We start from the raw sequence: 20291 nt of genomic DNA on the forward strand, positions 1-20291 counted from the left end.
CCCCGACCTCCGGGGCCGCCCGCCGCGGGCGTCTGTGGATCTCACATGCGGATCTCGGACAGGTCCAGCACGGGGCGCAGCTCGACGCCACCGGCCCGCACGTCCGGGAACCGCCGCGCCAGCTCCCGCGCCCGTTCCGGCGTCGCGCAGTCGAGCACGAAATAGCCGGCCAGGTGCTCCTTGACGTCGGCGAACGGCCCGTCGGTCGCGGCCAGCACCCCTTCGCGCATCCGCAGCGCCATGCTGTGCGCCGGGTCGCCCAGCGCCGCCGAGTCCACCAGCTCGCCGGTCTCGGTCAGCTCCTTGAGCAGCGTCTGGAACTCGCTGGTCCGCTCGGCGCGCTCCTGTTCGGACAGCGGCTCGCTCTGCTGGAGGAACATCGGATGCTGCCACGTGGTCGGGTTGTTGTAGATGAGCACCACGTACTTCATGCGCTGGATCTCCGGTCACCTCGACGATGCGGCACGGGGAGCCGCCCACGGGAGCCTAGCCGGGCCGACCGCGCCACGGCACCTTCCACGGCGGCGTGTCCGCCCGGGGATATCGAGCAGCGCCGCTGCGGCCGGCATGTCGAAATCCGCCACCGCGGCGACGACTCATCTGTGACGGCGCGATCGGCGCCGGCACAGCTGAGACCGCAGACCGGCCGCAGGCCCGTCCGCCGTACACAGGAGAGTTCGCCGTGTTGAAGTGCAGCGTCATCGTCCCGACCTACAACCGCAGACGCCTGCTGCGCCGTACCCTCGATTCGCTCGTCCGGCAGGACCTGCCCCGCGCCGAGTACGAAGTGCTCGTCTGCGACGACGGCTCCGCCGACGGCACCGCCGAGCTGGTCGCCGGCTACGCCGACCGGATCGACATCCGCCACCTCTACCAGGAGGATCTGGGCTCGCGGGTCTCCGCCGCGCGCAACATGGGGATCACCGCGTCCCGGGCCGAGGTGTGCGTGTTCCTCGACGACGGCGTCGTGGCCGGATCCGGCTGCCTGCGCGCGCACGTCGCCGCGCACGAGGCGGCCGACGGCCCGCTCGCGCTGGTCGGCTACGTGTGGGCCTACACCCCGCGCCACGACGTGCCCGCCGAGGACGGCGCACGCATGGAGCAGATCCTCGACGACGCCGACGCCGACGCGCTCATCGCCTGGCTGCGCGCGGAGAGCAGGCTGCCCGACCTGCGCGACGAGTACTACGCCAAGTACGGCGACGACTTCGGCGACGAGCCGGCGCCGTGGTCGATCTTCTGGACCTGCAACGTGTCCGCCCCCACCACGCTGATCCGCGAGGTCGGCAAGTTCGACGAGGCGTTCCGCAGCTGGGGTGGCGAGGACTGCGACCTGGGCTACCGGCTGCACCGCGCGGGCGCCTACTTCGCCCTCAGCCGCGAGGCCGCCGCGGTGCACCTGCCGCACCCCTCGGCCGCCAAGAGCGGTGAGGGCGACAACTACCAGTACATGGCCGACAAGTACCGCACCCCGATCATGGAATTGCTGCGCAGATTCACCAGCATGGAGGTCCACCCGTTCAACATCAACGACGTCATCAAGGCCGAGAACCTGCCCAGCTGCGCCGAGTACGAGCGGCAGGTGACAGCCCGGTGAACTGGATCGCCCGACGAGCCGCGGAGCGGTGGGAGATCGCCAAACTGACCCGGCACGCCGGCGTCGGCCTGGTCTGCGCCCTGGCCGCGGTCTACCTCGTGCTCGGCGTGCTGCCCGTGGCGTTCGTCGTCGCCACCAGCGTCATGCTCGGCAAGGTTCCGCAGGCGGTCGAGGCCGGCCTCGACTCGCCCGAGTGGACGTCGCTGGTGCGGGCGTTCCTGGTCGGCGCCGCCGCCTTCGTCGGCCAGCAGCTGCTCGCCCCCGTGGCCGCGCTGCTGCGCGAACTGGCCGCACGCCGCGTCGACGGCGTGCTGTTCCGCAGGCTGATGGAGGCGTCGCTGCGCAGCCCCGGCATCAGCCCGCTGGAGGACCAGGACACCCTCGACGACCTGCGCAACGCCGCACGCGAACTGGAGTTCGGCTTCCAGAGCCCGGGCCAGGCCGTGCCCGGCCTGCTGTCCCTGCTGGCCAGGTACGTCGCACTGGCCGGCTACGCGGCGGTGGTCGGCTTCGCCTTCTCCTGGCCGGCCGCGGCCGGGCTGGTCACGGCGGTGCTGCTGTTCCGCTACGGCCAGCGCGGCGGGCTGCGCAAGTACGTCAAGGTGCGGTTCGCCTCGGCGGGCGCGTCCCGCCGGCTCGACTACGTCCGCGGCCTGGCCGTCGACAGCGCGGCCGGCAAGGAGATCCGGGTGTTCGGGCTGGCGGGATGGCTGCGAGAGCAGCTCGCCGACGCGTACTCGGGCCTGCTGGTCCCGGTGCGGGCGGCGCGGCGCAAGGCGTACCTGTGGCCGTTCGTGTGGTTCACGCTGTGGGGCGTGACCGTGGCCGTCGCGATCTTCGCGGGCCTCGGCGCGTCCGCCGCCGACGGCGTCACGCTCACCACGTTCGTGCTGGTGGTGCAGGCCGTCCTGGGCGCGCTGCGGCTGTCGGAGTACTACGCCGAGGCCGACACCCAGACCTGCGTCGGCATGTACGGCTACCGGGCGTTCCAGCAGTTCGTGGCACGTATCGACGCCACGGTGCCGGACGCCGACGCCACCGCCGACCCGGCCCCGGCGCCGGAACCGGTCTCCGAGATCCGGTTCTCCGACGTCAGCTTCCGCTACCCCGGCCAGGACCGGGCGATCCTGTCCCACCTGAACCTGACGATCCCCGTCGGCAGGTGTACGGCACTGGTCGGCGTCAACGGCGCCGGCAAGACCACCATCGTGAAGCTGCTGGCCCGGCTGTACGAACCGGACAGCGGCGCGATCCTCGCCGACGGCGTGGACATCCGCACCTACAGCGTCGACCAGTGGCGGGCCCGGCTCGGCATCATCTTCCAGGACTTCGCCCGGTTCGAGGCGTCGATCGCCGACAACATCACCTTCGGGGCGGTGGCGGCGCGGGACGACCACGACGGGGCGCGCGGCGCGGCCGAGGCGGTCGGGCTCGGCGACCTGCTCGCCCAGCTGCCGCTGGGGCTGGACACGCCGCTGGCCCGGCACCTCACCGGCGGGGTGGACCTGTCCGGCGGGCAGTGGCAGCGCGTCGCGCTGGCCCGGGCGCTGTTCGCGCTGCGCCACGGCGCGCCGGTGGTGGTTCTGGACGAGCCGACCGCCAGCCTCGACGTACGGGCCGAGGCACAGTTCTTCGACGAGTTCGCGGGACTCACCCAGGGAGCCACCACCTTGCTGATCTCACACCGGTTCTCCAGCGTGCGGCGCGCCGACCACATCGTGGTGCTGGCCGACGGCGGCGTGCTGGAACAGGGCTCACACGAGGAGCTGATGGCGCTGGGCGGCCGCTACCGGGAGCTGTTCACCCTGCAGGCCGACCGGTTCGTCGACGCGGAGGTGGACGCATGATCGAGGCGATCCGCGGTTGCGGGCACCTGCTGGCGACGGCGTGGCGGATGGACCGCCGCCGCGCCGTGGTGGCGGTCGTGCTCATGCTCACCGGCGCGCTGGCCGCGCCGCTGATGGCGTACGTGCTGGGCCGGATGACCGGCGAGGTGGTCGCCGGCGACGCGGCCGGTGCGGTCCGCAGCGGTGCGCTCGTGGCGGTGCTGGCCATCGCGATGCTGACCTTCTCCCACTTCGCCCACATCGCGTACTTCGAGCTGGCGGAGATGGCCGAGCAGGACTTCGACGAGCAGCTGATGGCCGTGTCGAACGGCTCGCCGGGCATCGAGCACCACGAGCGGCCCGAGCTCGCCGACGAGATCACGGTGCTGCGCCAGGAGGGGCGGCAGCTGGAAGGCGCCATGGACGCCCTGATGAACGGGCTCGGCCTGGTGCTGGCGATGACCGTCACCGGTGTGCTGCTGGCCGGGGTCAACCCGCTGCTGCTGCTCCTGCCGCTGGCGGCGCTGCCGCCGCTGGTGGCGGGCCGGGCGGCCGAGCGGATCCGGGACCGGGCCCGTACGGCGACAGCCGAGCCGACCCGCGTCGCGCTGAACCTGTTCCACCTGTCCACGTCGGCCACGGTCGCGGGCGAGCTGCGCGTGTTCCAGCTCAGCCGGGACCTGGTCGACCGCCACGAGCGGCAGTGGGCGCGGGCCACCGGCGGCCTGGCCCGGGGCCACTTCCTCGCCACCGTGGTCCACACGGTGGGGCAGGTCGTGTTCGCGCTGGCCTACGTCGCGGCGGTGCTGCTGGTCGTGCGGGACACGATGAGCGGCCGGGGCGGCGTCGGCGACGTGGTCCTCGTGATCGTGCTGGCCGTCCAGGTCAACCAGCAGGTGACCACGGCGGTCACGCTGCTGCAGACGCTGCAGCGCATGTCCGGCGCGTTCACCCGGCTGCGGCGGCTGCGGGCCCAGGTCGCCGTGCCGGATCCCGGGGCGGGCGCGCCGGACCTGCCCGAGCGGCTGCGCACCGGGATCACGCTGCGCGACGTGTCGTTCGCCTACCACGGCACCGGACGGCAGGTCCTGCACGGCGTCGACGTCACCATCCCGGCCGGCGCGCGGGTGGCCGTCGTGGGGGAGAACGGCGCGGGCAAGTCGACGCTCGTCAAGCTCCTCTGCGGGTTCTACCAGCCCACCAGCGGGCAGATCCTGGTCGACGGCGTCGATCTCGCGGCGGTGTCGCCGCAGCGCTGGCGCGAACGGATCTCGGCCGGCTTCCAGGACTTCGCGCGCTACGAGCTGGCCGTGCGGCGCAACGTCGGCCTCGGCGACCTGCCGCACGTCGACTCGGAGCCGCACGTGCGCGACGCCCTCGACCGGGCACAGGCCGCCGGCGTGGTCGACGGGCTGCCCGACGGCCTGGACACGCAGCTCGGCCGCAGCTGGACCGACGGCCAGGAGCTGTCGGGCGGCCAGTGGCAGCGGCTGGCGCTGGGCCGGGCGATGATGCGCGGCGAGCCCCTGCTGCTGGTGCTGGACGAACCGGCGTCGGCGCTGGACCCGGCCGCCGAGCACGCGCTGTTCGAACGCTTCGCCGATCAGGCGGGACGGGTGTCGCAGGCCTCCGGCGCCATCACCCTGTTCGTGTCGCACCGGTTCTCGACGGTGCGGATGGCCGATCTGATCATCGTGCTGCGCGACGGCGAGGTGGCCGAGGTCGGCGACCACGCGGCACTGGTCGCGGCCGGCGGCCTCTATGCGGAGCTGTTCGCGCTGCAGGCCCGCGCCTACAGCTGACCGGCGGACGAGGGCCGCCGCACCCGGCGGCGGCCCTCACCGGTGGTCAGCCTGCCGTCATGCCGGGTCCGAGCAGCTCCACCTTGCGGCCGATGCGGTGCGCCTCGGTCAGGATGTGCTCGCGCCAGGTGTCCCACAGCCCGGCCAGCCGGGACGTGACCAGCACCGTGTCGACCGACTGGTCCTCCAGCAGGGTGCGCACGCCCACCGCGTGCAGTGCCGTGTGCTCGGTGCCCGCGGTGGCCCGGCGCACCAGCGCGGCGTCGAAGTCGGCCACGACCGAGGGCGGCAGCTGCGGCGGCAGCACCGCGCCCGCGCCGAATACGGCGATCCGCTCACCGGCGCCGATCCGGGCCACCGCCTGCGCGAGCTCGTCGGCGACGTCGACCTCGGCCACCTGCTCCGACCAGCTTCGCAGTTCCAGCCAGCACGGCTCCCACCGCCAGTACTCGTCGGCGGCGCACAGGACGTAACCCATCTCGATCACCGGCTCGGGATACTTGCGCAGGAACTTGAACGTGTTGGCGACCATCTGCGGCCACCGCTTGGACATGTCGCGCTCGTGCGGCCACTCGATGATCCAGGCGTCGGTGGCGAAGTGGAAGGCGATCCCGGCGCGCTGGAGCTTGAACCCCATCTCCAGGTCCTCGCAGCCCCAGCCGGTCATGTCCTCGTCGAAGCCGCCCACGGCGTGGAAGTCCGCGGCCCGCATGGAGCAGTTGAGGCCGAAGAACAGCTGCCACGGCAGCGGCAGCGCGTCGAAGGCGAAGTCCCAGGCGGCCAGCGGCTCGTGGCGGATGTCGCGGAAGGCCGGCAGGTCCCGGTACTTGGCCAGGACCTGCTCGGGGTGCATGGCGGCCAGGTCCCGGTCCAGCCCTTCCAGCGCGGGATAGCGCGGGTCGTAGCCCCAGGCGTAACCGCAGACGGCCCGCCGCTGCGGGACGTCGTGCGCCGCCAGGTGGCGCTCGACCAGGTCGGGCGCGAGCATCCCGCCGCCGTCCAGGAAGATCAGCAGGTCGGCCTCGGCGAGCGTGGCCGCGTTGTTGCGGGCGAGGCTGACCCGGTCGCCGAGGTCCTCCTGGAACCAGTACTTCAGGCGCAGCCGGTCGGTGAAGGAGGCGACCACGGCGGCCGTGTCGTCGCCGGAGCCGTCGTCGGAGACGATCACCTCGAACTCAGTCACCGGCAGGGTCTGCCGGCTGAGGTGTTCCAGCATCAGGCGCAGCAGGTCGGCGCGGTTGTAGGTGGGGATGATGACCGAAGCCCTGGGCGTCGGCGCACTGTCTGTCATGTCCTTGCCTTTCCTCGTCCGGCCGCCCCGACCGCCGTTGTGTCGGGGCCGGCCCGGCGGTGTGCATGTCGCAGGATGCGCGGTTTCAGGCGGGCCGGCCGAAACCGGCGATGCGGTGCAGGAGGTCGCCGTCCGGGCGGTCGCGCGCCCGGGCGTGGTAGACGCAGCCGTCGTCGCCGCGGCGGAACAGGCTGACCGCGGCGGCGGACCGGCCCGCTTGCGCCGCCGCGTGGAAGTCCGTGGTGAAGTCGCCGTGGCAGGAGTACCACGCAGCCGGTCCCGGTCGTGGCAGCGGTTCGCCGACGACGACGGCGAAGGCCGTGTGCCGCGGCGGATGCAGCCTGCTGAGGCAGTCGAGGACGAGCAGTCCGGTCCGGACGTCCTCGCCGCGGGCCGGATCCAGCACGACGTGGTACACGACCAGCCGCGACAGGCCCGCGAACAGGTCGGCCAGATGCACCTGGCCGCGTGGTCCGGCCAGCTCGTAGGTCCGGTCGACCCGGACCAGCTGTGGCGCGGGGCCGTCCGGGTCGTCGAGGTGCTGCCTCATGGTCGACCTCCTGCGTCGGTGGCGTCCTCGTGAGCCGGGCGTGCCGGCTCGTTCCACTGCCGGGCGGCATTCGCCGCCCATAGATGAGTCGCAGCAGAGGACCGCCGCTACGACATCGCCGGCATGCCGGTTTCGCGGTCGCCGCGCTGGTGCGGCCCGCGCCGCGCGATAACCTGGCGGTGCCCTGGACGTGGTGGCCCGACGCCGATGTCGAACCCGAGGTCCGCGGCTCCGACTCACTTCCTGAGGGGCGCCGAGCCGGCGCCCGGGCGGAGGGGTGGCGTGCGGTACGTCCTGCTGATCCACAGTGATCCGGAAAGCTGGGTACACCCGATGTTCCTGCCGTGCAGCCCGGACCCGGACCGGCGCGACGCCCGCACCGCCGCGTTCGACCTGCTGCTGCGGGAGATCACGGACTCGGGTGAGCTCGTCGCCGCCGCGGCGCTGGCCGACCCGGTCACCGGCCGGACCCTCCACCCGCACGGCGAGGTGGCGCCGGCCACCGACGGCCCCGTGGCGCCGGTTCTCGGCCACGTCGCGGGCTTCCTGGTCGTCGACGTCGACAGCGCGCAGCGCGCCCTGGAGGTCGCCTCCCGGCTGTCCGCGAACAGCCCGGTCGAGATACGACCGGTGATGGGCCTGTCCGGTATGGAGATGTGAGCCGTGGAGGAACTGCTGCGGGGGCTGGTTCCCCGGGTGCTCGGCGTGCTCGTGCGCCGCTACGGCTCGTTCGACGCGTGCGAGGACGCGGTGCAGGAGGCGCTGCTGGCGGCGGTGGTGCAGTGGCCGCAGCAGGGCGTGCCCGACCACCCCATGGCCTGGCTCGTCACGGTCGCCTCGCGCCGCCTGGTGGACCTGCGGCGCAGCGAGGCGGCCCGGCAGCAGCGGGAGCTCACCGCGGCGGGCTTCCTGTCCGCCGCCGAGCTGGTGGTGCCCGGCCCGGGCGACGGCGACGGCGGGGACGACACGCTGGCGCTGCTGCTGCTGTGCTGCCACCCCGCGCTGTCGCCGGATTCGCAGATGGCCCTGACACTGCGGGCTGTCGGCGGCCTGACCACCGGGCAGATCGCCAGCGCGTTCCTGGTGCCCGAGGCGACCATGGGCCAGCGGATCAGCCGCGCCAAGCAGCGGATCAAGGCGGCCGGGGGAGAGTTCCGGCTGCCCGAGGGGCGCAAGCTGCACGACCGGATGCAGGTGGTCCTGCACGTCCTCTACCTGATCTTCAATGAGGGGTACACCGCGACGTCCGGCGCGGAGCTGCAGCGCGCCGAGCTGACCGGCGAGGCCGTCCGGCTCGCCCGGCAGCTGCACCGGCTGCTGAGCCGCGACGGCGAGGTGGCGGGGCTGCTGGCCCTGATGCTGCTGACCGAGGCGCGCCAGCCGGCCCGCACCGGCCCCGGCGGAGTGCTGATCCCGCTGGCCGAGCAGGACCGCAGCCGGTGGCGCGGGGACCTCATCGCCGAGGGCACCGAACTGGTGACCCGCAGCCTGGCCCGCAACCCGGTCGGGCCCTACCAACTGCAGGCCGCGATCGCGGCGCTGCACGACGAGGCGGAGAAGGCGGCCGACACCGACTGGCCGCAGATCCTCGTGCTGTACGGGATGCTGGAGCGGGTATGGCCGAACCCGATGGTGCGCCTGAACCGGGCCGTCGCCGCGGGCATGGTGCACGGGCCGCGGGCTGGGCTGGACCTGCTGGCCGCGCTCGACGGCGACGACCGGCTCGCGGGCGGGCACCGGCTGCTGGCGGTGCGGGCGCACCTGCTGGAGATGGCCGGCGACGGCGCCGCCGCGCTCGCCGAGTACGAGGCCGCCGCCCGCCGGGCCACCAGCCTGCCGGAGCGGCGGTACCTGGAGGCCCGGGCGGGGCGCCTGGCGGGCTGAGCCGGGAGGCTCAGCGGCCGCCGCGCAGCACCCGCGCGATGACGCGGGGGTGCATCAGCGCGGTGGGCGGGTCGACCAGCCCGGCCGAGCGCAGGAACGCCGCCGACAGCCGCCCGTCGTGAACGGCGGCCGCCTGCAGCCGCGGGATGTAGAGGTTGCCCAGCCGGGTCTGCATGGTGCGGCGGCCCTCCACACCGGGGAAACCGAGGTCGGCGCCCGCCGACATGGTCCACGGCGCGTCGATCACCTTGGCCAGGTCGCGGAAGTACGCGCGCGGCTGGGGCTCCCCGTCACGCACGTGTGCGGCCAGCACCGTGGTCTCGATCGCGGCGACGGTCATGCCCTGGCCGTACACGGGGTTGAACACGCAGGCGGCGTCGCCGATGACGAGCAGCCCGTCCGGCAGCTGCGGCATCGCCTCGTAGTGCCGCCGGACGCTGGCCGGGAAGCGGAACGTCTGCGGGCTGCCCATCGGTTCGGCGTCGCGTACGGCTTTGTAGACGTCGGGAACCGGCAGCGACTTCACGTACTCCATGAACCCGTCGATGTCGGTGGGCGGCCGGTCGCCGAGGATCCCGGTCAGCGAGACGGCGTAGCGGTCGGGCAGCCGCGCGAAGATGGCCCCGCGGGGCATGGCCGGCGTCGCCACCGGCAACAGGGCGATGTCGTCGCCGATCGGGTCGTAGCTCAGCGGGCCCTTGAAGTCGCAGGTCGTGTAGGTCAGGTCCATCTTGACGCGTTCCTCGGGCACCGCGGCGTAGCCCAGTTCCCGCAGCCAGCGCGCGGTGCGCGAACCGCGGCCGGTGGCGTCCACGACCAGGTCCGCGGCCAGGGTCGTGGGCTGCTCGGCGTCGTGGCCCTGCACCCGCGCCCCGGTGATGCGCCCGCGGGCGGCGACGAGGCCGACGATGTCGGTGCGCTCGAGATAGGTGACGTTGGGCAGGGCGCGGACCCTGGCGCGCAGGCGGGCCTCCAGCAGCGGGCGGCCGGCGGCGACGCACACCAGCCCGGTCTCGGCTTTCTCGATCATCTGTCCGTTGAAGTACCAGCTGAGGCTGGTGCCGAAGTCGCCGGTGGGGACGCCCTCGGCGACCAGCGCGGCGGTGAGTCCGGGGAACAGCTCCTCCAGGATCTGCTGCCCGCGGGCCAGCAGCGCGTGGATGTGGTGACCCTGCGGCACGGCGTGCCGAGGGTCCGCGCCGTCGGCGAGCAGGTCGCGGTCGACGACGGTGACGGTGTGGTAGGTGTCGGCGAGCACGCGGGCCGCCAGGGTGCCGGCGATGCTGCCGCCGAGCACCACCGCGTGGCCGCGCCTAAGGCCATCCATGTCCATGACTCCCTCGGTCGGTGTGCAAAGGTCGCATATGGAGAGTCATGCTATTGATTCCAGCGGCCGAGAATTCTTTCATAATGCTGTATATATGCAGGTCAGGAAGATGCCCGAGGGGCGGGTCCGGGGCTACGGTGAGGCCGCCGAGCGCTGTTGACCCCCGAGCCCGGCACCGCCGTCGACCGCCTCACGCGGCCTCCGCGCGCTCCGGAGCGCGACGGCCGGTGCCACTCTCGTTCGCAAGGAGTGCTGAATGGTCCCGTACCGCATCGACATCCCGCAGGAAGCCCTCGACGACCTGAACCGGCGGCTTGCCGCCACCCGCTGGCCGGGCGAGATGCCCGGAGCCGGCTGGGAGCGCGGCGTGCCCGCCGACTACTTGCGCGAGCTGGCCGAGTACTGGCGCACCCGCTACGACTGGCGCGCCGCCGAGGCCGAGCTCAACCGGTTCCCGCAGTTCACCACGGAGATCGACGGGGCGAACGTGCACTTCGTCCACGTGCGCTCGCCTGAGCCGGACGCCATCCCGATGATCGTCACGCACGGCTGGCCCGGCTCGTTCGTGGAGTACCTGGACGTGATCGGGCCGCTGACCGACCCGCGCGCCCACGGCGGCGACCCGGCCGACGCCTTCCACCTCGTCATCCCCACCCTGCCCGGGTTCGGCCTGTCCGGGCCGCTGCGCGAGCCGGGCTGGGCCATGCCGCGGGTGGCCGGAGCCTGGGCGCAGCTGATGGCACGCCTGGGCTACGACCGCTACCTCGCCCAGGGCGGCGACTTCGGGGCCTGGATCACGATGATGCTGGCCGGGATGGACCACCAGCACGTGCTGGGCGGGCACCTGAACTTCCTGCCGACCCCGCCGAGCGGCGATCCCGCGGACATGGCCGCGCTGACCGAGGTGGAGCTGGGCCGCCTGGGCCGGCTCGGGCGCTTCGCCACCGAGCTGGCCGGCTACATGCACATCCAGGCCACCCGGCCGCAGACCCTGGCCTACGGCCTGAACGACTCGCCGGTCGGGCAGCTGGCCTGGATCGTGGAGAAGTTCAAGGACTGGACCGACTCGGCCAAGGCGCCGGAGGACGCCGTCGGCCGGGACCGCCTGCTCACCAACGTCATGCTCTACTGGCTCACGGCCACCGGCGCGTCGTCGGCCCACTTCTACTACGACAACGCGCCGCTGCTGCCGATCGCGTCACCGCCCCCGCCGCCGCCCCCGCCGCTGCCGGTGCCGTTCGGCATCGCGGTGTTCCCGCAGGACCCGGCGCAGCCGATCCGGCGCTTCGCCGAGCGGGGACTGCCGAACATCGTGCAGTGGAGCGAGTTCGACCGCGGCGGCCACTTCCCGGCCCTCGAGGTGCCGGAGCTGTTCGTCGCCGACCTGCGGTCGTTCGCGGCCAAGCTGCGCGGGTGAGCTCGGGCGGGCCGGGGCGAACCCCCGGCCCGCCCAGCCCGGGACGCCGCATTCTCGAAGATGCGGGCGCCTGTCGGCTCTGGCACAGTCGGGTGCCCGGCCCCCCGTCGGGCCGCTTACCTCGGGAGGAACAGTGGGGCTCGCCGTGCAGCGCTCGCCCGCCGACGTCGACGGCAGACGAAAGGGGGGCGCCGCCGGCTCACCGGCCGGCCGGGCCGCAGTCAGTTGACCCCTTGGACGCGGGCACAGCCGTGGTCCGTCCTCGCCGGTCCGCTCCGCCCGCTGCTGCCGTGCACCTACTCCATTCCTGTGCTGATCACGCTGCTGGCGGCCGGTGACCTGCGCACCGCCCTGGCGGGGTGGTGCCAGGTGTGGTGACCGGCTCAGAGGTCGCCGAAGCCGTACGCCCCGACCACCGTCGACCGGGTGAACTGCGGCGGAGCGACGCAGCGCGACGCGATGCCCTGCTGGAAACGCTGGAACGCCGCCGTCTCGGCGAGGGCGTTGGAGCCTTCCGGCGCGACGAGCACGTGCATGAAGTCGGCACCGTCACCGAGCCGGAACGTCGCATACCGCAGCCCGTCCGGCTTGCTCTCGGCCAGCTCGGCGAACACCTCCTCGGCTAGGCGCGCGTTCTCGTCGGCGACCTCGGGTCGCGTGCTGTAACGGATGACCATGGCGGTGCGCATGTGCTCCCTTTCCTGGGCGGTCACTGTCCAGGGTCGCGCACGGGCGGCGCGCGGCGCATCTTCGGCGTTGCGCGATTCGCGGCCGGCCCGGCTGACCTGCGGTTGTGTCGTCGTACGGTGGCGCAGTCTCGAAGGTGCGCGGCTGATCGGCCACGCCGGACGATTAATGGACGATTGTCCATGATGGAAAGGGAGTGCGCCATGACCACGACGACCCCGGCACCGGTCGCCGGCCCGGCCGAGCAGGCGGCGATCGCGGCTGTCCCGGCCAGGATGGTGGCCGCCTGGGCGGCCCACGACGCCGACGCCTTCGCCGACCTGTTCGCCGAGGACGGCACGATGATCCTGCCCGGCCTGTACCAGAAGGGTCGCGAGGCGATCCGGGCGCACATGGCCGCCGAGTACCTGGGCCGCTACCAGGGCACCACGGTGACCGGTCAGCCGATCGAGATCAAGCCGCTGGCTCCGGGCGCGGTCGCGTTGCTGACACAGGGCGGTGTCATCGCCAAGGGGGCCACGGAGGTCGCCGCCGAGGACGCCATCCGGGCGTCGTGGATCCTGGTGCGCCAGGGCGGCGCGTGGCGCATCGCGGTCTACCAGAACTGCCCGCGCGACGCGCACTGAGCCAGGCCGTGGTGACACGGCGGCCTCCGGCGACCGCGGGCAACGGTTCGCCGGAGGCCGCCGAAGCGGCGAGGCGCCGGCCGTGGCCCAGGGCCGCCGGCGCCTCGCCGCGTCTCACGCCGGGAACTGCCCCGGCCGGCGGCCGGGACCGGCCGGTCCCCGGTAGGCCTGCGCGAGGTCGAGCCACTGCTCCGCCTCCTCGCCGACGGCCTTCAGGGCGAGGTCGGCGCGATTGCGGCGGCGAGTCACCAGCAGGCAGAAGTCGGCCGCCGGTCCGCTGACGGACTGCTCGGCGTCGTCGGGCCCGAATCGCCACACCGTGCCCGACGGGGCGGTCAGCTCGAACCGGAACGCCACGTCCGGGACCGGCAGCTGCCGGGCCAGGTAACCGAAGTCCCAGGTGCGTACGGCGAAGAACGCGAGGTGGCCGATCCGGTCGGTGTACTCGCGGCGCACGCCCAGCGCATCGGCCACGTCCTGGCCGTGCCCGAACAGCTCCATCATCCCGGCGGCCGCGAGCACCGGCGCCGGCAGCGGGCGGACCAGCCACGGCACCGCCTGCCCCGCGGGCACGGCGGCCAGCGCCCCCTGCGCGGCCGCCCGGGCCTGCCGGAACTGCGCCAGCAGCCCGTCCGGTGGCAGCGCCAGGAACGGGGCCATCGCGGTCACCACGTTGGCGTCGAAGTCGGGGCTCAGGCGCGCTGTCATCGCGGTGAACGCCGCCGGGTCGCCTGCCGCGAGCGCCGCCATCCGGAAGGTGGCGGTCAGGTGTGCGATCTGGTGGGCCACCGTCCACCCCTCGGCCGGGGTGGGCGTCTGCCACTGCTCGGGCGTGATCGCCGCTACCAGGCCGTCGATCGCCTCGCCTTCGGCGGCGAGATCGCTGAGCACGTCGCTACTGGTCACAAGGGCTCCTCTCCTCGGGCTGCGGCGAGCCGGGCACAGTGCTGCAGGCCGGACTCATCGCATATATAGATATAAAGTCTCCGATCAGTGGACCCCTGCTGTCTTCTCGCTGCGTGCCGTTGTCCGTGCCATCAGCACGGTCGCCGCGGCGGCCAGCACCAGCAGCAGCACCGAGACGCCCAGCGCCGGCCGGGCCGCGGCCAGCAGCACGTCCGGCATGGACACCGCGAGCCCGCCGGAAGGCGGTCCGGCCAGCGCACCGCCTCCTGGCACCGCCGCGTCGAGCCGGTGCTGCAGCACCGCGCCGGTGACGGCCGCGCCCAGCGCCGCGCCGACCTGGCGGGCCGTGTTGAGCACACCGGAGGCGGCCCCGGCCAGCGGCGCGGCCACGGCGCGCATCCCGGTGCTGGTGGTGGGCGCGATGGTCAGCCCCATCCCGATCCCGAGCGCCGTCAGCACCCAGAAGTACGACCAGCTCGTCCAGTCCCGCTCGGCCAGCAGCGCCACGGCCGCCACCGCGGCGGCGTGGCAGAGCAGGCCGGCGGCCAGCAGCCTGCGCACGTCGACCCGGTCCGACAGCCGCCCCGCCAGCGGTGCCACGGCGCTCAGCGTCAACGTCCACGGCAGCGCCGTCATCCCGGACAGCTGCGGGCTCATGCCCAGCGCGCGCTGTGTCGTGATCACGAAGACCAGCAGGAAGCCGTGCAGCGCGAACGACGTCACCAGGGTTATCCCGGCGGTGACCGCGAACGTCCGCTCGCGCAGCAGCGCCGGGGGCACCAGCGGCGCCGGATGGCGGTGCTCCCACCACACGAACAGCCCGAGCCCCAGCACCCCGGCCACCAGCACCGCCGGGACCGTGACCGGCCCGGCCAGCCGCCCCCAGCCGTGCCGCTCGCCCTCGATGAGCCCGGACACGAGCGCCACGAGGCTGAAGGTCACCAGGCCCACGCCGACCACGTCGAAACCGCGCGGGCGCGGTGCCCGCACGTCGGGCACGAACCGGCGGGCCGCGGCGAGCCCCCACACCGCCAGCGGCACGTTCAGCACGAACACCGACTGCCAGCCGACGTGCGTGACCAGCACACCGCCCACCGTCGGGCCGGTCACCGCGGCCACCCCGCCCACCGCGGTGAAGACCCCGAACGCGGCGCCGCGCCGCTGTTCGGGGAAGACGGCCGCGATCAGCACCAGGGCCTGCGGCAGCATGGCGGCGGCGCCCACCCCCTGCACGACCCGTGCCGCGACGAGCTGCCCGGTGCTCTGCGCCAGCGCGCACAGCAGCGAGGCCAGCGCGAAGACGGCCAGCCCCGTCACGAACACCGTGCGCGCGCCCCACAGGTCCCCCAGCCGGCTGAACACGATCAGCAGCGACGCCAGGGCCAGCAGGTACCCGTTCAGCACCCACAGCAGCCCGCCCACACCGGTGCCCAGCGACTCCATCAACGCCGGCGCGGCCGTGTTCACGATGCTGGTGTCCAGCAGGATCAGGTAGTTGCCCAGGCACAACACGCCCAGCGCGGCCCACGGCCGGGCCGCCGGGCCGCCGCCGGTCACCGCGGGCCGCCCACCGCGCCGCCGAGGCGACCCGCGGCGTGCATCCTCGCCCCGAGCACGCGTGCCGCGGCCATGCTGGACCAGGCGGTCAGCCTGATCAGAGCCGCGTCATCGGCCAGGCCGGCCTCGGCGACGACCGCGGGCGTCACCCGGTAGGAGGCGAACACCGTCAGCAGCGCCAGCCGTGCCATGCCGCGATGCCCGGGTGCCAGCGCGGACACCGCCCCGTCCAGCCAGTCCTGCGCGTGCAGGCCCGGCCCGCCGTCGGGCAGCCGGGCCGCCTGCGCCGACACCAGCTCGCGCACCTCATCGGGCAGGAGCCGGCCGGCCTCGTCGACGGCGGCGGCCGCCGCGCCGAACGCCGCCGCCACCGACGGGCGCCCCCGCGCCCAGGCCAGATCCGCGGGCAGCGCGGCGCCGGGCAGCAGCCCCGCGGACCCGCCGGGCGCCACCCGGCCCCGGGCGAGCGCGCCGAGCAGCCGCGCGGCCACCCGGCTCACGGCCTGCCGCGCCGTGCCGCCGAGCGCGGCGGGCAGCGGCGAATCGGGGAGGAAGACGTTGACCATGCGGTTCAGGTAGTGGAACGTGACCGCCGTGCCGATCAGCTCGGGCGCCTGCGCCGGCGGGAACGGCGCGGCCGCGCCCGGCCGCCCGGCCCACGCGGTGAGCTCCCGCAGCCGGGTGCCGCCCGGCCCGGCTGCGTCCACGGCGTCGCGGCCGCCCAGCCCGGTCAGCGTGCCGCCGTGCACGTCCACGCAGTACGGGCAGCTGTTGGCGGCCGAGACCGCGGCGGCCACGGCTTCCCGGTCCAGGCGCGTGGTCAGGCCGTCGGCCAGCAGCGTCTCCCGCAGCACGGTCCAGGCGGCGGCGAGCCGGGCCGGGTCGGGGGAGTGCAGGGCGATCGGCGGGGCGAGCATCCCGAACTCCGCCTCGACCTGGTGGTACACCTCGCCCACCAGCCCGGTCGCCGCCGCCGGGTGCACCGGTGCGACATGCCGGACGTGGCGCAACGTCGCGCCGCGTGTGGCCCAGGACAGCAATGCGCCCATGATCATCTCCTAAGCGACGGTGCGAGCGGTGGCCGCGCCGGTGCGCCGGCGCGGCCACGGACGGTCAGCGGTGACGCGCCGGAACCCGGCTCGACGCCACCGGTTTGGGCAGGTCGCCGACATAGGTCACGGCCACGCCGCGCCGCTGCGCCGCCTGCACGATGCCCGGCATCGCCCGCTCGGCCAGCGCCGAGATGGTCAGCGCCGGGTTCACCGTCAGCGCGCCCGGCACGGCCGAGCCGTCGGTGACGAAGATGCCCGGGTGGTCGCGCAGCTCGTGCCGGTCGTCGAGGGCGGAGGTCGCCGGGTCGTCGCCGATGCGGCACGACGCCAGCGGGTGCACCGTGTACGCGCCGACCACGTCGTTGGTCCACGGCGTGACGGTGGCCAGGCCGTCGCGCTCCAGGATGTCCTTGACGTCGGCGTCCGACAGCTCCCACCCCCGGCGCGTGTTCGCCGTGGGCCGGTAGGTCAGCGAGCTGTGGCCCAGCATCTGCTGGGAGAACCGGGTCGCCGCGCCGGTCTCCGGCGGCGGTCCGAAGACGCCCTCGTTGTCGTCCTCGGACATGGTGAAGATGGTCAGCCAGGACCGCCAGCGGCGCAGCATCTCCTTCTTCTCCACGCCGAACCACGTCGGCCCGGCCGCGTCGGCGGCCTGCGCCAGGATCGTGCCCAGCCCCGGCGGGAAGTACAGCTGCTCCAGCGAGTACCGCTCGTACTCCGGCAGGCTGCCGTCGAGCCGGTCCCAGCTGGCCACGGTCGGGCCGCGGCCGATCTGGTACGCCTCGTACGCGACCCCGTCCCCGCGGGACAGCCCGAGCACGTCGCGCACCTTCTCCTCGTCGAACACGGCGGTGTTGAGCCGCTCGCCATTGCCGGAGAAGTACCGGCCCACGGCGTGCGGCATGGGGCCCAGCGTCGCCTCGGAGCGCTGCAGGATCACCGGTGTCGCGGCGGTGCCGGCGGCCAGCACGACGATCTGGGCGTCGATCGCGCCCTCGTCGTGCAGGATCCGGTAGTCCTCGCCGTCCACGATCCGGTAGTGGACGCGGTAGCTGCCGTCGTCGTTGCGCGACAGGTGCTGGACCTCGTGCAGCGGACGGATCTCGGCGCCGTGCTCCACCGCGCCGGGCAGGTAGTTCAGCAGCAAGGACTTCTTGGCGTCGAACTTGCAGCCCGCCGCCATCCAGTTGCAGTTGACGCACTCCGCGACGTCGACCGCCGACGGCGCCGGGTTGGCGGTGCGCCCGGCGTGGTGGCAGGCCGCCGCCCACAGGCCGCCGCCGTAGGGGATCCGGTCCCAGCTCTGCTGCGTCACCGGCAGGGCCTCGCTGACCCGGTCGTACCAGGGGTCCAGGGTGTCGCGGGTGATCGACGCGGGCCACATCCGCCGGCCGATGCTGCCCTGTCGCTCGAACACGAACCGCGGCGCGCGCGGCATCGTGGCGAAGTAGACCACGCTGCCACCGCCGACGCAGTTGCCGCTCAGCACGCTCATGCCGTCGCCGATGGTGAAGTCGAAGATCCGGGTGTAGGAGGAGCCGAGTTTGAAGTCGTGGTCGAACTCGTCGGCGGTCAGCCACGGCCCGCGCTCCAGCACCACCACCCGGGCGCCGCCGGCGGCCAGGTGGTAGGCGGCGATCGCCCCGCCGAATCCACTGCCGATGACCAGGACGTCGGTGCTCTCGACGGCGCTCATGCCGGGCTCCCGGTGGGTGTCGTGTTCGGATGGATGTCGGCCAGCGCGCGGCCGTAGGAGAAGCGGGGGAACCGCCAGGCGCCGTCGGCGTCGGGCGCGGTGTAGCCGATGGACAGCAGTCCGGGATGCCCGTCGCGCAGCGCGTCGGGGGTGCTCAGGTGCGCGGCGGAGTCGAATGCCATGTTGCTGAACAGCGCCATGCCGACCCACAGCGCCTTCTCCGGATGGTCGACGCCGGTGAGCTGCGCGACGAGCGCGGTCCGGTCGGCGAACGCCAGCGCCACGAACGGCGGCAGGTCGTCGGCCAGGGCCAGGCCGCGCTCGGCGGCGTACTGCTGGGTGTGGCCGTTGAGCATCATGGCCAGGCCGTCCAGCGAGTCGGCCAGCCCGCCGGCCGGGTGGCGCAGCAGTTCGAGCGCGCCGGAGGCGACGGCGCCGCCACCGGCGCTCACACCCGCGACGGCGTGGTCGTGCCGGTGGCGTTTCTCGCCCGGAATGATGGTGTCGGCGAAGGCCTCCAGCGTCATGGACGTCGGATCGGTCGCCTCGGGAAAGTCGGGTTGCACGATGTCGCCTCCCTGCGTGGTGGGGAACCCGAGTCATCGTGCAGCGGCATTCACGGCCGGTTCATCTTCCACAGTGCCCTGGGCTTTTGCCTGCTGTCCGGGCATCTCCCATGCCGCGGCCCGAGGGCGAGCCAAACGCGATGAGCTGGCAGTTCCCGGCTGAATGAGGTGTCGTCACGGTGCGCCTTCTTCGATAGTGCGGCTCCTTTCCGGCATTGCCGGTACGCCATTGCCGTGGCGGTTTCTCCGATCGTGCGCGGTTGTCCGCGAGGCGTTGTCGCCTTATCCGGCGCGCGAATACTGGGAAAACGCCGCCCGGACACCGCCGACGCGGCGCCGGGTCACGGAGGTAGCCATGGTCGTCGGGCGGATCGCGTCGTCAGTCATCCAGCGCCAGGTCAAGTACGTCACCCCGACCCCGCTGGCGGCCGTGGACGGCGTCCTGGGGCAGGTGTACGCGCAGGTCCTCGACGAGATGGGCCTGGTCGTGCCGCCCGTACAGCTGCACTCGCCGGTGCCGGACCTCGCGGCGGCCTACTGGATGCTGATGCGTGAGCCCATGCTGCCCACGGTGCACGTGGACCGGGCGGCCAAGGAGGCCGTCGCGACTGCGGTGGCGGTGGCGAACATCTGCCCCTACTGCGTCGAGATGCACAGCGTCGGCATGTACGACCTGGCCACCGAACGCGACGCGGAGGCGCTGGCCGGCGACCGGATAGACGACCTTGCCGACCCGCGGTTGCGGACGTTGGCCGCGTGGGCCCGCCAGCCGGGCGACGCCGGTCCGGTGCCGTTCGACGAGCAGTCGCGCGCGGAGCTGGTCGGGGTGGTGGTCGGCATGCACTACCTGACCCGGATGGTGAACGTCTTCCTGTCCAGCTTTCTGCTGCCACCCCGGCTGGGCCCGGCGGGCCGCCGCCGGTTCAAGCAGGGTGCCAGTCGCGTGCTGCGCCCCACGCTGCGCGATCCCCGCGCACCCGGCCGGGCGGTGGAACTGCTGCCACCGGCCGAACTGCCGGCCGACGCGGCCTGGGCGCAGGCCAGCCCATCGGTGGCCGCGGCCGCGGCCCGCTCGTTCGCCGCGTTCGAAGCGGCGGGTCGACAGGCGCTGACACCTGCGGTACGCGAGGTCGTGCTCAACCGGCTGGAGAGCTGGCACGGTGAGGAGACCGGACTGAGCCGCGCCTGGTGCGAGCGGCTGGTGCAGCCGCTGCCCGAGCCGGAGCAGGCCGCGGCACGACTGGCACTGCTCGCGGCGTTCGCGTCGTACCAGGTGGACGCCGACGTCGTGGGCGAGTTCCGGCGACATCACCCGGGGGACGCGGCACTGGTGAAGGCGGCGTCGTGGGCGTCCTACACGGCGGCGCGCCGAGTCGGCAGTCGACATCTGCCAATACCTGATCCGGTGCGGTCGTGACCAGAGGCAGACAGCGCAATTTCGAAGATTCGGCCTGCCGCCCGCGACCGGCAACCTGTTGGGGGCCGGCGCGTCCGGCCGGACCCGGTC

Annotated in this window: 18 protein-coding genes; 8 read left to right on the forward strand and 10 right to left on the reverse strand. The window is 73.4% G+C overall.

The annotated features are described in order from the left end of the window. Positions 1-41: 41 nt before the first annotated feature. A complete protein-coding gene (locus tag Cco03nite_RS36335) occupies positions 42-431 on the reverse strand; it encodes a YciI family protein (protein ID WP_203698556.1) in 390 nt (129 codons plus the stop codon). A gap of 251 nt (positions 432-682) precedes the next feature. On the opposite strand from Cco03nite_RS36335, the gene Cco03nite_RS36340 reads away from it, so the two are divergent. From Cco03nite_RS36340 to Cco03nite_RS36350, 3 genes are read left to right on the forward strand one after another with little or no spacing between them, the layout of a single operon-like run. Next, a complete protein-coding gene (locus tag Cco03nite_RS36340; protein ID WP_203698557.1) occupies positions 683-1597 on the forward strand; it encodes a glycosyltransferase in 915 nt (304 codons plus the stop codon). Then, on the forward strand, positions 1594-3444 hold the full coding sequence (locus tag Cco03nite_RS36345; RefSeq protein ID WP_203698558.1) for an ABC transporter ATP-binding protein: 1851 nt from the start codon (positions 1594-1596) through the stop codon (positions 3442-3444). The genes Cco03nite_RS36340 and Cco03nite_RS36345 overlap by 4 nt, the downstream gene beginning before the upstream one ends. After that, a complete protein-coding gene (locus Cco03nite_RS36350) occupies positions 3441-5225 on the forward strand; it encodes an ABC transporter ATP-binding protein (protein ID WP_203698559.1) in 1785 nt (594 codons plus the stop codon). Before Cco03nite_RS36345 ends, Cco03nite_RS36350 begins: the two co-directional genes overlap by 4 nt. 46 nt (positions 5226-5271) lie before the next feature. Here Cco03nite_RS36350 and Cco03nite_RS36355 read toward each other — a convergent pair whose 3' ends face one another. Both Cco03nite_RS36355 and Cco03nite_RS36360 read right to left on the reverse strand, forming a co-directional pair. Further along, positions 5272-6516, reverse strand: a complete 1245-nt coding sequence (locus Cco03nite_RS36355) for a glycosyltransferase (protein WP_203698560.1) — start codon at positions 6514-6516, stop codon at positions 5272-5274. An 85-nt stretch (positions 6517-6601) separates the two neighbouring features. Then, positions 6602-7066, reverse strand: coding sequence for a DUF899 family protein (locus tag Cco03nite_RS36360; protein ID WP_203698561.1), 465 nt, complete (start codon positions 7064-7066; stop codon positions 6602-6604). A gap of 282 nt (positions 7067-7348) precedes the next feature. Here Cco03nite_RS36360 and Cco03nite_RS36365 point away from each other — a divergent pair, with 282 nt between their 5' ends. Both Cco03nite_RS36365 and Cco03nite_RS36370 read left to right on the forward strand, forming a co-directional pair. Then, the gene (locus tag Cco03nite_RS36365) at positions 7349-7726 is read left to right on the forward strand and encodes a YciI family protein (protein ID WP_203698562.1); all 378 of its coding nucleotides are present in this window, start codon (positions 7349-7351) and stop codon (positions 7724-7726) included. A 3-nt stretch (positions 7727-7729) separates the two neighbouring features. Continuing rightward, a complete protein-coding gene (locus Cco03nite_RS36370; protein WP_203698563.1) occupies positions 7730-8950 on the forward strand; it encodes an RNA polymerase sigma factor in 1221 nt (406 codons plus the stop codon). 10 nt (positions 8951-8960) lie between these two features. Here Cco03nite_RS36370 and Cco03nite_RS36375 read toward each other — a convergent pair whose 3' ends face one another. Further along, a complete protein-coding gene (locus tag Cco03nite_RS36375) occupies positions 8961-10277 on the reverse strand; it encodes an FAD-dependent oxidoreductase (RefSeq protein WP_203698564.1) in 1317 nt (438 codons plus the stop codon). Between the two features lie 256 nt (positions 10278-10533). Here Cco03nite_RS36375 and Cco03nite_RS36380 point away from each other — a divergent pair, with 256 nt between their 5' ends. Beyond that, positions 10534-11694 (forward strand): epoxide hydrolase family protein, encoded by a 1161-nt coding sequence (locus Cco03nite_RS36380; RefSeq protein ID WP_203698565.1) that lies wholly within the window; start codon positions 10534-10536, stop codon positions 11692-11694. 383 nt (positions 11695-12077) lie between these two features. On the opposite strand, the gene Cco03nite_RS36385 is transcribed toward Cco03nite_RS36380, so the two are convergent. After that, positions 12078-12383: a hypothetical protein gene (locus Cco03nite_RS36385; protein WP_203698566.1), complete on the reverse strand. Its 306-nt coding sequence runs from the start codon at positions 12381-12383 to the stop codon at positions 12078-12080. A gap of 201 nt (positions 12384-12584) precedes the next feature. Here Cco03nite_RS36385 and Cco03nite_RS36390 point away from each other — a divergent pair, with 201 nt between their 5' ends. After that, positions 12585-13007, forward strand: a complete 423-nt coding sequence (locus tag Cco03nite_RS36390) for an SgcJ/EcaC family oxidoreductase (RefSeq protein ID WP_203698567.1) — start codon at positions 12585-12587, stop codon at positions 13005-13007. A gap of 114 nt (positions 13008-13121) precedes the next feature. Here Cco03nite_RS36390 and Cco03nite_RS36395 read toward each other — a convergent pair whose 3' ends face one another. From Cco03nite_RS36395 to Cco03nite_RS36415, 5 genes are all read right to left on the reverse strand, one after another. Next, a complete protein-coding gene (locus tag Cco03nite_RS36395) occupies positions 13122-13913 on the reverse strand; it encodes a TIGR03084 family metal-binding protein (protein WP_203698568.1) in 792 nt (263 codons plus the stop codon). Between the two features lie 84 nt (positions 13914-13997). Beyond that, positions 13998-15470, reverse strand: coding sequence for an MFS transporter (locus Cco03nite_RS36400; protein WP_203698569.1), 1473 nt, complete (start codon positions 15468-15470; stop codon positions 13998-14000). Further along, positions 15467-16519, reverse strand: coding sequence for a carboxymuconolactone decarboxylase family protein (locus Cco03nite_RS36405; RefSeq protein ID WP_203698570.1), 1053 nt, complete (start codon positions 16517-16519; stop codon positions 15467-15469). Before Cco03nite_RS36405 ends, Cco03nite_RS36400 begins: the two co-directional genes overlap by 4 nt. A 64-nt stretch (positions 16520-16583) precedes the next feature. Continuing rightward, positions 16584-18218, reverse strand: coding sequence for a GMC family oxidoreductase N-terminal domain-containing protein (locus Cco03nite_RS36410; protein WP_203698571.1), 1635 nt, complete (start codon positions 18216-18218; stop codon positions 16584-16586). Beyond that, positions 18215-18745 (reverse strand): DUF5987 family protein, encoded by a 531-nt coding sequence (locus Cco03nite_RS36415; RefSeq protein ID WP_203698580.1) that lies wholly within the window; start codon positions 18743-18745, stop codon positions 18215-18217. Before Cco03nite_RS36415 ends, Cco03nite_RS36410 begins: the two co-directional genes overlap by 4 nt. Positions 18746-19139: 394 nt before the next feature. On the opposite strand from Cco03nite_RS36415, the gene Cco03nite_RS36420 reads away from it, so the two are divergent. Then, positions 19140-20201: a carboxymuconolactone decarboxylase family protein gene (locus Cco03nite_RS36420; RefSeq protein ID WP_203698572.1), complete on the forward strand. Its 1062-nt coding sequence runs from the start codon at positions 19140-19142 to the stop codon at positions 20199-20201. Positions 20202-20291: the final 90 nt, after the last annotated feature.

It is taken from the genome of Catellatospora coxensis (genome assembly GCF_016862635.1).
In the GTDB taxonomy this organism is placed as follows: domain Bacteria; phylum Actinomycetota; class Actinomycetes; order Mycobacteriales; family Micromonosporaceae; genus Catellatospora; species Catellatospora coxensis.

Coding starts and splice junctions, on each gene's coding strand:
- Cco03nite_RS36335 (WP_203698556.1), bottom strand. CDS start 431: ATGAAGTACGTGGTGCTCATCTACAACAACCCGACCACGTGGCAGCAT.
- Cco03nite_RS36350 (WP_203698559.1), top strand. CDS start 3,441: ATGATCGAGGCGATCCGCGGTTGCGGGCACCTGCTGGCGACGGCGTGG.
- Cco03nite_RS36355 (WP_203698560.1), bottom strand. CDS start 6,516: ATGACAGACAGTGCGCCGACGCCCAGGGCTTCGGTCATCATCCCCACC.
- Cco03nite_RS36360 (WP_203698561.1), bottom strand. CDS start 7,066: ATGAGGCAGCACCTCGACGACCCGGACGGCCCCGCGCCACAGCTGGTC.
- Cco03nite_RS36375 (WP_203698564.1), bottom strand. CDS start 10,277: ATGGATGGCCTTAGGCGCGGCCACGCGGTGGTGCTCGGCGGCAGCATC.
- Cco03nite_RS36380 (WP_203698565.1), top strand. CDS start 10,534: ATGGTCCCGTACCGCATCGACATCCCGCAGGAAGCCCTCGACGACCTG.
- Cco03nite_RS36385 (WP_203698566.1), bottom strand. CDS start 12,383: ATGCGCACCGCCATGGTCATCCGTTACAGCACGCGACCCGAGGTCGCC.
- Cco03nite_RS36390 (WP_203698567.1), top strand. CDS start 12,585: ATGACCACGACGACCCCGGCACCGGTCGCCGGCCCGGCCGAGCAGGCG.
- Cco03nite_RS36405 (WP_203698570.1), bottom strand. CDS start 16,519: ATGGGCGCATTGCTGTCCTGGGCCACACGCGGCGCGACGTTGCGCCAC.
- Cco03nite_RS36410 (WP_203698571.1), bottom strand. CDS start 18,218: ATGAGCGCCGTCGAGAGCACCGACGTCCTGGTCATCGGCAGTGGATTC.
- Cco03nite_RS36415 (WP_203698580.1), bottom strand. CDS start 18,745: ATGACGCTGGAGGCCTTCGCCGACACCATCATTCCGGGCGAGAAACGC.
- Cco03nite_RS36420 (WP_203698572.1), top strand. CDS start 19,140: ATGGTCGTCGGGCGGATCGCGTCGTCAGTCATCCAGCGCCAGGTCAAG.